The following is a 12,419-nucleotide window of genomic DNA, read 5'->3' on the forward strand; positions in this document are numbered from 1 at the left end:
CCCCCCGTTCCCTACTGTCCTCCGCACCGGCAGATATCATCCTCCGAGTCGCACCATGACAGGTGCATGAGAAGGGTGGCATCCGCCGGTGACGGCCTTGACCCGGGCCGTCGCGCCGGTGGCGGCGCACGGGCCCCCCAAGCCCAGGGAACGCCGGATCGCGACCCCACTTCGCACCGTGTGTCCCGCGCCGCCGCCACTGCTTCGCAGTTACGTCGTCATCGAAAGGGCCACACCTTGAACGGTTCCAGGCGGAGAGTCATATCCGTGGTCGCGGGTGCCGCGATCCTCGGTGCCGCTGCCACCACCTCCGGGGCGTTCGCCGCCGCCCCGGCCGCTCCCACCCCGAAGCCCGCGCCGGTTTCGCAGGCCGTCCAGGCGCTTCCCAGCGCCCCGGTCGAAAAGCTCATCGTCACCTACAAGAACCGGGCCGCCGAGGCCGGTTCCAACGCCGCCGCGAAGAGCGACACGGCCGAGAAGGCAGCGAAGACGGGCGAGCAGCTCTCCTTCGAGCGTCGTCTCGCCGCCGGCGGCGCCCTGGTCGACCTGGGCGACAGCGCCACCAAGCAGGACGTGACGAAGGTGATGGACGCGTTCCGCGCCGACCCGGCCGTCGCCTCCGTCGAGCCCGACATCCGCGCCTACGCGATGGCGGTCACGCCGAACGACACCGACTACGCCAAGCAGTGGGACCTCTTCGAGCCCACCGGCGGCATGAACGTCCCGACGGCCTGGGACAAGACGACCGGTTCCGGCGTCACCGTCGCCGTCATCGACACCGGCTACGCCGCCCACTCGGACCTGGCCGCCAACGTCGTCTCCGGTTACGACTTCATCTCGACCTCCGCCGACGCCCGCGACGGCAACGGCCGCGACGCGGACGCCAAGGACGAGGGCGACTGGAACGCCTCCGACAACGAGTGCGGCGCGGGCTCCAAGGCCTCCACCTCCTCCTGGCACGGCACCCACGTGGCCGGCACCGTCGCCGGCGTCACGAACAACGCCAAGGGCGTCGCGGGCATCGCGTACAACGCGAAGATCCAGCCCGTGCGGGTGCTCGGCAAGTGCGGCGGCTCGTCCGCCGACATCGCCGACGCCATCACCTGGGCCTCCGGCGGCACCGTGCCGGGCGTCCCGGCCAACCCGACCCCGGCGAAGGTCGTCAACCTGAGCCTGGGCGGCGCGAGCTCGACCTGCCCGAGCGTCTACCAGACCGCCATCAACGGCGCCGTCTCGCGCGGCACCACCGTCGTCGTGGCCGCGGGCAACAGCAACGCCAACACCTCCGGCTTCACCCCCGCCAACTGCTCGAACGTCATCACCGTGGCGTCGACCAGCCGTGAGGGCAACCGGTCGTTCTACTCCAACTACGGCACCATCGTGGACGTGGCCGCGCCCGGCGGCGAGACCCGCCGCGCCACCGACACGCCCGGTACCGTCACCACCCCCGAGAACGGCATCCTCTCCACGCTGAACTCGGGCACGACGGTCCAGTCGGCCGAGAACTACAAGCCCTACCAGGGCACCTCGATGGCGGCGCCGCACATCGCCGGCCTCGCCGCCCTGCTGAAGTCGGCCAAGAGCACCCTCACCCCGGCCGACATCGAGTCCGCCATCAAGGCCAACGCGCGTCCGCTGCCGGGCACCTGCGCCGGCGGCTGCGGCGCGGGCATCGCCGACGCGGCGAAGACGGTCGACGCCGTCACCACCACGACGCCGCCGACCGGCAACGTCTTCAGCAGCTCGACGCGCGTGTCGATCCCGGACAACACCACCGTGTCGTCCCCGATCACCGTCGCCGGCCGCACCGGCAACGCCCCCGCCGCCCTCAAGGTCGGCGTGGACATCAAGCACACCTGGCGCGGGGACCTGGTCGTCGACCTGGTCGCCCCCGACGGCACGGTGCGCAACCTGAAGACCTCGTCGTCCTCGGACAGCGCCGACAACGTCGTGACGACCTACACGGTCGACGCGTCGAGCGAGGTCGCCAACGGCGTCTGGAAGCTCCAGGTCCGCGATGTGGCCACGGGTGACACCGGCTACATCAACGGGTGGAGCCTCACCTTCTAAAGCACCACCGCACCACCTTCGACCCACCCCCCACATCAGCATCATTGCTGGTCAGCGACGCGCTCGTGGTCTACACCACGGGCGCGTCCTGGCGTTGTGGGAGCGCGTGCGACCGGAGTGCGCTGTCCGTATGCCGGACAAGGGGCCTGGACTCCGCCGGTGGGCTCCGTATTCTCTGCCCACGGGGCTCATGGGCCGGGGGCCCGAGCGGCCGGAGGTGGTGGACAGTGACGACAGCTCCGCACGTCGCCCTGCGCCCCGCGGGCGCGGGGACGAATCCCGCGCCGGTGGGCCGCGAAGAGCTCCTCTCCCGGCTGGAGCGCGCCCTGCACACACGGGGCCGCGCCCTGCTCACCGGACCCGCAGGCGTCGGCAAGACCGAGGTCGCGCTGGCCGGGGCGGCCCGCGCCGAGGCGCGCGGCGAGACCGTGCTGTGGCTCGCGTCCCTGCCGTCCGACCGCGAGATACCCGGCGCCTCGGCCGCCGCGCTCGTCGCCTCCGTGGCCGCGACGGTGGCCTGGCCCGGATCCGGCGCCGCCCGCCCCGAACCGTCCGACGCGCCCGGGCCCGGGACGCCCGCCCCGGCCCTTCCGGCCCCCGGCGCCGGTCCGCACGCCACCGACCCGTCCTTCCCCGGGCCCCCGTCCGTCCCCGGGCCGTACACCACCGGCGTGTTCGCCTCCGGGGTCTTCGACGAGCTGCCCGGGCCCCAGCGCACCGCCGTCGCCATGCTCTGCCGCGAGGCGCCGATCGACGCGGACGGCTGGGACCCGATCGCGCTGCGCCTCGGCATCGCGCAGATCCTGCGCACCCTGACCTGCCGGGGGCCCGTCCTGCTCGTCGTCGACGGGGTGCAGCACGTGGACGCGGACAGCGCGGACCTGCTGCGGTTCGCCCTCCACCTGGCGCCGCCCGCGCTGCGGGTGGTGGCCGTGGAGACCCCCGAGCCGTACGGGGAGGCCCGCGGTCCGTACGGCGAGCCCCACCGCTCCGAGGACCCGCACGCCAGTCACCTCTGGGTGCCGTCGGAGGCGGACGTGCTGCGCGTGCCGCCGCTGCACGCCGACGAGATCGCCGAGCTGCTCATCCACCACCGGCTGCCCTCCCGGATGGCCGGCCGCATCCACCGGGCGAGCGGCGGCAATCCGCGGCTCGCGCTCGCGGTGGGCCGCTCGCTGGCCGACGCGCGGACCCCCGTGCACCACGCCGAGGCGCTGACGCTCTCCGGGCGCGCCCGCGACCTCGCCCGCCAGCTCCTGGGCGCCGCGCCCCCCGCCGTACGGGAGACGCTGCTGCTCGCCGCCCTCGCGCTGCGCCCGTCCGCGACGCTGGTGCGGCGGGCCGGGCGGCCCAACGCGGAGGCGGACCTGGCGGCGGCCGAGCGGGCCGACCTGGTGTCGCTCGCCGAGGACGGTTCGGTCACCTTCACCGCCGGTCTGCTGCCCTCCACCCTGGTGCACGACGCCTGTTGGGCCGAGCGGAGCGCCGGGCACGCGGCCCTCGCGGAGGTCGTGGACGACCCCGTGGAGGCGGTGCGCCACCGGGCCCTCGCCACCGAAAGCCCGGACGAGGAGCTGGCGGCCGAGGTCGCGGACGCCGCCGATCTGGCCCGGCGGCGCGGGAACAGCGCGCTCGCTGCCGAACTGGCGCTGCTCGCCGCCGAGTCGACGCCGGGCCGGCACGGCACGCGGCGGATCGCGCGGCTCGTGGACGCGGCCGAGGAGGCCGCGCGGGCGGCCCGCGCCGACCTCGCGATGCGGGCCGCGACCGATCTGCTCGCCCGGGACGCCGTGCCCGCCGACCGGGTGCGGGCGCGCCTCGCCGTCCTCGACACGGCGGGCCAGGGCCTGACCGGCCTCGACGAGATGTACGTGCACGCCATGGAGGACTCCGAGGGCGACACCGCCCTGCGGGCCGCCGTGCAGCTCCGGCTCGCCGTCAAGTACGTGCTCGCGGACGGCGATCCGCACCGCTCGCGGACGGCGGCGGTCGAATCGGCCGCGCTGGCCGCCTCGATGGGCGATCCGCGCACGGCCGCGCAGGCGCTGACCGTGCAGGCGCGGATGGAGCGGGCGCTCGGCTCGTCGGACGCGGAGGCCGTGCTCGCCCGGGCGCGGGCCCTGGAGCTGGCCGAGCGTCCCCTCGGCATCCGCAACGCCGCCCAGATCCTGACGGTCCGTCACGCCCTGTTCGACGACCGGCTGGTGGAGGCCCGTGACGAACTGGGCGCGCTCCTGCCGCTGGTGCAGCGGCGCGGCTCCGTCGAGGACGCCATCGAGCTCTTCCGCACGCTGGCCGAGATCGAGTCCCGCATCGGTCCGTGCGCGGCGGCCCTCGCCCACGCCGGGCAGTCCCTCGCCCTCACCCTGGAGGCGGGGCTCTCCCCCGGGCCCGCCTGGTACGCGCTCGCGCTCGCGGAGACGGCGGGCGGCAGCTTCGCGCGGGCCGCGAGCTACGCGCGCCGCAGCGTGCAGGCCTCGGAGGAGGAGGGCGACCGGGTCTTCCTCTCGCGCAGCCGGTACGCGCTCGGCCGGGTCCAGCTGGTCAACGGGGACGTGGCGGCCGCCCTGGAGACCCTGCGCCGGGTCCAGGCCGACGAGCGCGCCCAGTCGACCGTGGACCCGTCGATGCTCCGCTGGCACGAGGAGCTGGCCGAGGCGCTCCTCGCGCACGACGCCGTCGGCGAGGCCCTGGCGCTCCTCGCGGAGGTGCGGCCGGTGGCGGAGCGGCTCGGGCGGTCCACGGTCCTGCTCGGCTGCGACCGGGCGTACGCCCTGTGCCTGGCCGCCGAGGGGCGTACGGACGAGGCGGCGGAGCTGCTGACCCGCACGGCCGGGGACTTCGGGCGGGCGGGGCTGCCGCTGGAGCGGGGCCGGGCGCTGATCGCGCTGGCCCGGGTGGAGCGCCGCAGGAGGCGCCGGTCGGCGGCGCAGGGCGCGCTGCACGAGGCGGCGTCGGTGTTCGAGCGGGCCGGGGCCGCGCCGTGGCTGGCGCTGGCGGGCGAGACCCCGGCGGGCGAGGGCTCCGCGGCGGGCGCCGGGGGCGAGGAGACGGTGTCCGCGCTCTCCTCGCTCACGGAGGCGGAGTTGCGCCTGGCCCGGCTCGTGGGCCAGGGCGCCAGCAACCAGGAGGCGGCGGCGAAGCTGTACCTGAGCGTGAAGACGGTCGAGGCGCGGCTCACCCGCATCTACCAGAAGCTCGACGTCCGCTCCCGGGCGCAGTTGGCGACGGCGCTCAGACCGTGAGCGCCGTGGCGTAGGTGCCCCGGGCGGTGGTGCCGTCGGGCCGCCGCCACTCGCCCGTCACCCGGCCCCGGTCGCCGTCGGCCGGTCCGCCGCCGGCCCGCAGGACGCGCCGCACCCGCAGGGTGAGCGGCGTGGGCGCGCCGGGCCGCCGCACCACCACGTCGGTGTGGTCGGGGCCCTCCTCGACCCGTACGGGCTGCGCTCCGGCCCCCGTGCCGCCCGGGGCGAGGGGCGAGACGGTGACGGTGGGGTCGGGGGTGTCGGTCGCGTTCTGGTCCTGGGGCTCGGCGCGGCCGTCGAGCAGGGCGTGCAACCGCTCGACGAGGACGGGGTCGTGGACGCCGTCGTAGATCCAGCGCCTGCCCAGCACCCCGTGCTCGGCGGTGCCGACGAGGGCGTGCTCGGCGCCCGCCAGCGGGGCCGGGCGGTAGGTGAGGGGGACCTGGTAGGCGACCGCGTCCGTGCCGGTGCCGTCGGTCACCACCATGAACTCGATGCCCACCTCGCCCTCGGGGTCGTCGAGCCGGAACCCGCCCGCCCGGACCGGTCGCGGGCCGCCGGCTCCGCCCGCGTACCAGGGGCGGGTGGGCAGCCACGCGGTGAGCAGCTCCGTCTTGCCGGGCTGCATCGTGGTGCGGTGGACGACGGCCATCGTGCGCTTCTTCCTCTCGGTCGGGCTTCCCCCCGGTCACCGTACGAGGTCGTGCGGTCGGTCCTCGCGTCCCACGCGCACCACGCCTGATAACGTCACGCATTATTTGTTTGGGGCATATGCGGCATTCGTCCGCGTCTTCGTCTGAACGGGAGCAGGAATGACCGGTGGACCCGAGCCCATCAACGCCGTCGCCCGCGAGGCGCTGGAGAAGGAGCTGGCCCAGCTGCGCGCCGAGCGCGACACGGTCGCCGCCACCTTGCGGGACGGCGGCGGCGACCAGACGGGCGACCGGGCCGACGAGGCCGACGAGTTGATGCGCGCCGACGAGGCCGACCGGCTGAACGGGCGCATCGGGGAGATCGAGGACCGTCTGGAGGAGGCCTCCGTCGCCGCGCCCCCGCCCGCCGGCTCGGTCGGCGTCGGCAGCAGCGTGACCGTGCGGTTCGACGACGGCACCGAGACCACCGTGCGGATCGCCGAGCTGCCCGACGCGCTCGACCCCGCCCTGGTGACCGGCGACAGCCCCCTCGGCAAGGCGCTGCTCGGCCACGGCGCCGGCGACACCGTGACGTACGAGACGCCCGGCGGCCGGACGACCGCGACCGTGGTCTCGGTCGGCTGACGGCGCCGGGCGGGGGCGGGAGGGGCTCGGGAAGACCGACCGCAGGGGCGGGCCCGGCCACACCGTCCTGGTGGCGCTCGCCCTCGCCGACGGGAGGGGCACCACGGCACCGGCCACCGGCCACCGGGCCGGCTGCGCCGGGCCGCCGGGGCCGAGCAGTGGGTGGCGCCGGTCCTGACCGTGGCCGTGCTGCCGGTCCTGTTCTTCGTCTCGGCGCTCGACGGACAGGCGTGGACGTCGATCGTGACGTGCCGGGTCGTGAGCGCCGCCGGGACGGCGGACGACCGGCTGATCGAGCTGAGCCGCAGGGGCGACGGCGTCGTGGGGTGGAACCTGGACGCGGAGGAGATCTCCAACGGCCTCGGCTGCACGAGCGAGGAGAGCCGGTACGTGCGCGAACCGTGGTGGCGCGGCCGAACCCCCCGGGGGGCATCGGGGGAGTTCAGCCCGTGACGATGCCGGTGACCAGGTTGATGGTGGTGGCCAGGATGCCGGCCCCGAAGACGTACGACAGCAGGCAGTGGCGCAGGACGATCGCGCGGAGCCCGGCGGTGGAGACGTCGGTGTCCGAGACCTGGTAGGTCATGCCGAGGTTGAAGCTGAAGTAGAGGAAGTCGCTGTAGCGGGGCCGCTCCTCGGTGTTGAAGTCGATCCCGCCGCCCGGCTCCAGGGCGTAGTAGTGGTACGCGTAGCGGGTGGCGTACATCAGGTGCAGTGCCGCCCAGGCCATGAAGACGCCGCAGAGGGCCGTCGCGGCCGCCGCGTGGCTCAGGTCGGTGCGGCCGACCAGGAGCAGCACGACGATGCCGACCAGGCCGGCCAGGGAGGTCGCGACGACGGCGAGTTCCTCGACGACGGGCCGGAACTCCTCCCGGCCGACGTTGCGGTGGGTGGTGGCGGCGTCCATGGGCCACAGGACGACCCAGCCGGCGACGACGAAGGCGGTCTCCGCCCCGGCGATGCCGGCGAGGACGCCGAGCGGCGCGTGGGTCGACACCGCGACGAGGAGGCCGACCGCCGCGCCGACGAACGCCGCGCCGACGAGCCGGGGGACGGCGCCGAGCAGCCGGGCGCGCACGGCTCAGGCCTCCGGGGGGTCGACGGTCACGACCAGGGACGGGGCCGTCCGGGAGGGCGGCACGAGGACGGGCTGGGGTACGGCCATGGCGCTCCCGCCGGAGATGGGGCCCCGCAGAACGGAACGAGAACGAGAACGGGAAGTCGGGCAAAAGGCGTGCGGGACTTTCCGGACACCGCCTGGAGAGACAGCGCCAGCGTAGGCGGGCACGATCCCCCGCGCAGCCCGGCGGGGCACCCCTCGCGCGCCTCGCCGGCTACCTCGCCGTCCCGTACGACATCCCCCGGGGGTGCGCGGCCGGCTACATGCCCGAGATGAACGTCCTGTGCGCGCTGGACGACCACAGCACCCAGAGCGACCAGCCGATCATGAAGCACGTCAGGGTCACCATCGTCCCCGCCCCCTAGGCCGGGGTGCGGCGCGGGCGGACGCGCCGCCCGTACGGCGGCCCGGTCGAGGAGCGCGCAGCCGAGCGCGACGGCGACCCCGAGGAGGCTGCCGAGGGCCCGGTCCTGGATCAGGGCCCCGGCGGGCTCGGGGTCCGGCCAGGTCGCTGAGCAGCAGCCCGGCGACCGTGCCCAGGAAGGATGCGCTGCACGGCCCGCCGGGCCGCCGTGCGCACGTTGACCGAGTTTGCAGGACGGCGGCGGCCGAGATCGCCGCCCAATAGCCGTGCCCCAGGCCGAGGAGGAGGGCCGCGCCGCCCGCGAGGCCGGTGCCGAGGACCATCCGCAGGGCGGGGACGAGCAGGACGGGCGTCGAGCGGTTCGTGACCGTCGAGGACTCGATCGGCGACGTCCACGCCTCCCGGGGCAAGCTGCCGCCCGCCTCTCCGCAGCTGCTCGGCGAGGTCGCGATCGTCCCCCGGCCGACGCGCGACCCGGGGCGACGACGGGCCGGCGGCCCCGTGGGAGCCGTTCGAGCGCGACTACGGCGCCGTCCGCGACCGGATCGCGCGGGTGGTGCCGGGCTTCGAGGACCTCGACGCCCGGGTGGCCGTGCCCGGCGGCCTCCATCTGCCCGACCTCCGAGGGCGTCGTGATCCGGCCGGAACCCGCGGATGCCCCCGTACGACCGGCGTGACACCGTGGACCCGGGGGTCCGGCGTACGGATCCCCGGGCCCGAGGAAGGAAGAACCATGGGGCGAGTGACCGCGCGGCGGCGCGTCCTGCGCGTGCGGGAGGGAGGGGCCTCCTACCGTCCGGACACGCTGGCCGCCGAGGAGCCGATGGAGATCCGGGTCGGCGGGCGTCCGCTGACCGTGACGATGCGGACCCCCGGCGACGACTTCGACCTGGCGGCCGGGTTCCTGGTGAGCGAGGGCGTGGTGCACGCGGCCGGGGACGTGGCCGGGATCCGGTACTGCGCGGGGGCCACCTCCGACGGCGGCAACACGTACAACGTGGTCGACGTCGTCCTGGCCCCGGGCACGGCCGCCCCCGACGCCTCCCTGGAGCGCAACTTCTACACGACGTCCTCGTGCGGCCTGTGCGGCAAGGCCAGTCTGGACGCGGTGCGCACGACGGCCGCCTGGTCCGTCGCGGAGGACCCGCTGCGGATCGGCACGGAGGTGCTCACGGTCCTCCCCGACCGGCTGCGGGCGGCCCAGCGGGTCTTCGACAGCACGGGCGGTCTGCACGCGGCCGGGCTCTTCTCGGCCGAGGGCGAGCTGCTCTGCCTGCGGGAGGACGTCGGCCGGCACAACGCGGTGGACAAGGTCGTCGGCCACGCCCTGCGGTCGGGGCTGCTGCCGCTGCGCGGGACGGTCCTGATGGTGAGCGGCCGGGCCTCCTTCGAGCTGGTGCAGAAGGCGGTGATGGCGGGGATCCCGATGCTCGCGGCGGTCTCCGCGCCCTCCTCGCTCGCCGTGGACCTGGCGGCGGAGAGCGGACTGACCCTGGTCGGGTTCCTGCGCGGCACGTCGATGAACGTGTACTGCGGCGACGAGCGCCTGGAGACCGTGCCGGTGGCCTGAGGCGGTCCCGGCGGCGCCGACCGCGACGCCCTCACGAGCGAGGTCGGCGCCCTGCGCACCGGGCTCGGCGGGCGGACGCGGACCGGCGCGGTGCCGACCGCGTCGGGGGCCGTCGCGGGCCGCGCCGACGTCGCCGCCGCTCCGGACCGCCTCCCGGGAGACCCCGTACGGCGGTGAGAGCGGGGCCGGGTACTACGCCGCCTCGGCGGGGCCCTCCGCGTCCTCGCGGTGCGAGCCGCTCCCGGAGTCGCCCTTGCGGACCGTGCAGTGGATCGAGTCGTCCACCACGTCGGCGACGATCGTGTCGCCGGGTTCGGCGTCGCCGCCGAGCAGCAGGGAGGCGACCCGGTTGTCGAGCTCCGTCTGGATGGTGCGGCGCAGCGGCCGGGCGCCGAACGCGGGCTGGTAGCCGTGGGCGACGAGGAGCTTCTTCGCCGCCTCGGTGACCTCCAGGGTCATGTCCTGCGCGTGGACGCGGTGCTTGCTGCGGTCCAGGAGGTGGTCGACGATCTCCGACAGGTCCTCCTCGGTGAGGCTGTGGAAGACGATGATGTCGTCGATGCGGTTGAGGAACTCGGGCAGGAAGCGCCCCCGCAGGTCCTCCATCAGCCGGTCCTTGAGCTCGGCCGCGTCGCCCCGGTGGTCGAGGATGCGGTGGGCGCCGATGTTGGACGTCATGATGACGACGCAGTGGCGGAAGTCGACCGTGCGGCCCTGTCCGTCGGTGAGGCGGCCGTCGTCGAGGATCTGGAGCAGGGTGTTGAAGACGTCCGGGTGGCCCTTCTCGATCTCGTCGAACAGCACCACGCTGTAGGGCTGGCGGCGGACCTTCTCGGTGAGCTGGCCGGCCTCCTCGTAGCCGACGTACCCGGGGGGCGCTCCGACGAGCCGGGCGACCGTGTGCTTCTCCTGGAACTCGCTCATGTCGAACCGGATCATCCGGTCCTCGTCGCCGAACAGCAGGTCGGCGAGGGTCTTGGCGAGCTCGGTCTTGCCGACGCCGGTGGGTCCGAGGAAGAGGAAGGAGCCCACCGGGCGGTCGGGGTCGCCCATGCCGGCGCGGTTGCGGCGCACGGCCTCGGAGACCGCCGTGACCGCCTCGTCCTGGCCGACGATCCTGGCGTGCATCTCCTCCTCCAGCCTGAGGAGCTTCTCCTTCTCGCTGGCGGTGAGCTGGGAGACCGGGATGCCGGTACGGCGGGACACGATGTCCGCGATGTCGCCGGCCGTGACGGAGACGACGCCCTCGCGGCGCTCCTCGATGCCCGCGAGCTCGCCCTCGACCTCGGCGATCCGCTGCTTGAGGTCGGAGGCCTTCTCGAACTCCTCGCCCGCGACGGCCTGGTCCTTCTCCCGGCGCAGCTTCGCGAGCGCGTCCTCGCGGCCGATCACCTCGGTGGAGCGGCCGCCGCTGCGCAGCCGCACCCGGGCGCCGGCCTGGTCCATCAGGTCGATGGCCTTGTCGGGGAGGAAGCGGTCGCTGATGTAGCGGTCGGAGAGCTCCGCCGCCGCCGCGAGGGCGCCGTCGGCGAAGCGGACCCGGTGGTGAGCCTCGTACGCGTCCCGCAGTCCTTCGAGGATCTGCACGGTCTCCTCGACGGTCGGCTCGGGGATCAGGACGGGCTGGAAGCGGCGTTCGAGGGCGGCGTCCTTCTCGACGTGCTTGCGGTACTCGTCGATGGTGGTCGCGCCGACCACGTGCAGCTCGCCGCGGGCGAGGGCCGGCTTGAGCATGTTGCCGGCGTCCATCGAGCCCTCGCCGGTGGCGCCGGCGCCGACGACCGTGTGCAGCTCGTCGATGAAGAGGACGATGTCGCCCTGCGCCTCCTGGACGTCCTCGATGACCTTCTTCAGGCGCTCCTCGAACTGTCCGCGGTACTGGGCTCCGGCCACCATCCCGGAGAGGTCGAGGGAGACGACCCGCTTGTCCTTGAGGGTGTCGGGCACCTCACCCGCCACGATGCGCTGGGCGAGGCCCTCGACGATGGCGGTCTTGCCGACGCCGGGCTCGCCGATGAGGACCGGGTTGTTCTTGGAGCGGCGGGAGAGGATCTCGATGGTCTGCTCGATCTCCTCGGCCCGTCCGACCACGGGGTCGAGCTTCCCGGCCTTCGCCTCCTCGGTGAGGTCCCGGCCGAACTCGTCGAGGGTGGTGGCCGGCTGCTTCGGGGCCGCCGGGGCGCCCTCGCCGCCGAAGGCGGCCTGGTCGGCGGCGCCGCGCAGCTTCGAGACGTCCAGGTCCTCGGCGCGCAGGAAGCGGGAGGCGCCGGAGTCGGGGTCGCCGAGGAGGGCGCCGAGGATGTGCTCGGGCCCGATGTACGACACGCCGGAGGCCTGCGAGCGGGCGTGGGCGAGGGCGAGGGTGCGCTTGGCCGCCGGGGTGAGGCCGGGCTCCGAGGAGGGCTCGGCGGACTCCCGGGGCAGCACCCGGGCGATCCGGTCCGCGAGGGCGTCGGGGTCCACACCGCCCTGGGCGAGCAGCCTGCGGGAGGGGTCGACCTGGGTGGCGGCCCACAGCAGGTGCTCCGTGTCGAGGTCGGACGTGCCGTCCTCGACCGCCTTGCGGGTGGCCAGGTTGAGCAGTTCGTGCGAGGACTCCGTGAGCAGCCTTCCGATGGGCACGCGCTGCACGGCCGGGGGCGAGGAGGCCGGCGACATGCCGAAGAACCGGTTCAGCATCTCGCTGAACGGATCGGAGGAACCGAAAGGAGAACCGAACGCCATCGACATGTCTGCTCCAGAGAAGCGGGGGGGAATCCTTCTCACTGAAACG

Annotated in this window: 8 protein-coding genes and 1 pseudogene; 6 read left to right on the forward strand and 3 right to left on the reverse strand. The window is 74.6% G+C overall.

Annotation, left to right across the window (positions count from 1 at the left end; translation table 11 throughout):
- The first annotated feature begins 267 nt into the window (after positions 1-267).
- Both ADL08_RS12985 and ADL08_RS12990 read left to right on the forward strand, forming a co-directional pair.
- Entirely contained in the window at positions 268-2,070 is a 1,803-nt protein-coding gene (locus ADL08_RS12985; RefSeq protein ID WP_078968131.1) for a S8 family peptidase, read from the forward strand.
- A 227-nt stretch (positions 2,071-2,297) separates the two neighbouring features.
- Positions 2,298-5,315 carry a helix-turn-helix domain-containing protein gene (locus ADL08_RS12990; RefSeq protein ID WP_053642332.1) on the forward strand — a complete coding sequence of 1,006 codons (3,018 nt, stop codon included), beginning with the start codon at positions 2,298-2,300 and terminating at the stop codon, positions 5,313-5,315.
- On the opposite strand, the gene ADL08_RS12995 is transcribed toward ADL08_RS12990, so the two are convergent.
- Entirely contained in the window at positions 5,305-5,967 is a 663-nt protein-coding gene (locus ADL08_RS12995; protein WP_053642334.1) for a maltokinase N-terminal cap-like domain-containing protein, read from the reverse strand. The genes ADL08_RS12990 and ADL08_RS12995 overlap by 11 nt on opposite strands.
- 160 nt (positions 5,968-6,127) lie before the next feature.
- On the opposite strand from ADL08_RS12995, the gene ADL08_RS13000 reads away from it, so the two are divergent.
- Together ADL08_RS13000 and ADL08_RS13005 are read left to right on the forward strand one after the other, a co-directional pair.
- The gene (locus ADL08_RS13000; RefSeq protein ID WP_053642336.1) at positions 6,128-6,592 is read left to right on the forward strand and encodes a GreA/GreB family elongation factor; all 465 of its coding nucleotides are present in this window, start codon (positions 6,128-6,130) and stop codon (positions 6,590-6,592) included.
- A gap of 162 nt (positions 6,593-6,754) precedes the next feature.
- Positions 6,755-7,045 carry a hypothetical protein gene (locus tag ADL08_RS13005; protein WP_420709595.1) on the forward strand — a complete coding sequence of 97 codons (291 nt, stop codon included), beginning with the start codon at positions 6,755-6,757 and terminating at the stop codon, positions 7,043-7,045.
- Here ADL08_RS13005 and ADL08_RS13010 read toward each other — a convergent pair.
- Positions 7,035-7,670 carry a DUF1345 domain-containing protein gene (locus ADL08_RS13010; RefSeq protein WP_199836999.1) on the reverse strand — a complete coding sequence of 212 codons (636 nt, stop codon included), beginning with the start codon at positions 7,668-7,670 and terminating at the stop codon, positions 7,035-7,037. The two genes, ADL08_RS13005 and ADL08_RS13010, sit on opposite strands and share 11 nt — an antisense overlap.
- A 763-nt stretch (positions 7,671-8,433) precedes the next feature.
- Between ADL08_RS13010 and ADL08_RS38105 the strand changes: the two are divergent.
- Together ADL08_RS38105 and fdhD are read left to right on the forward strand one after the other, a co-directional pair.
- Positions 8,434-8,692, forward strand: a pseudogene (locus ADL08_RS38105) (hypothetical protein); the annotation flags it as partial.
- Positions 8,693-8,809: 117 nt separating this feature from the next.
- Positions 8,810-9,646 carry a formate dehydrogenase accessory sulfurtransferase FdhD gene (fdhD, locus tag ADL08_RS13015; protein WP_053642338.1) on the forward strand — a complete coding sequence of 279 codons (837 nt, stop codon included), beginning with the start codon at positions 8,810-8,812 and terminating at the stop codon, positions 9,644-9,646.
- A gap of 192 nt (positions 9,647-9,838) precedes the next feature.
- Here the strand turns inward: fdhD and ADL08_RS13020 are convergent, their stop codons facing one another.
- Positions 9,839-12,376 carry an ATP-dependent Clp protease ATP-binding subunit gene (locus ADL08_RS13020; protein ID WP_053642340.1) on the reverse strand — a complete coding sequence of 846 codons (2,538 nt, stop codon included), beginning with the start codon at positions 12,374-12,376 and terminating at the stop codon, positions 9,839-9,841.
- Positions 12,377-12,419 lie beyond the last annotated feature (43 nt).

It is taken from the genome of Streptomyces sp. NRRL F-6492, assembly GCF_001280125.1.
Lineage (GTDB): Bacteria > Actinomycetota > Actinomycetes > Streptomycetales > Streptomycetaceae > Streptomyces.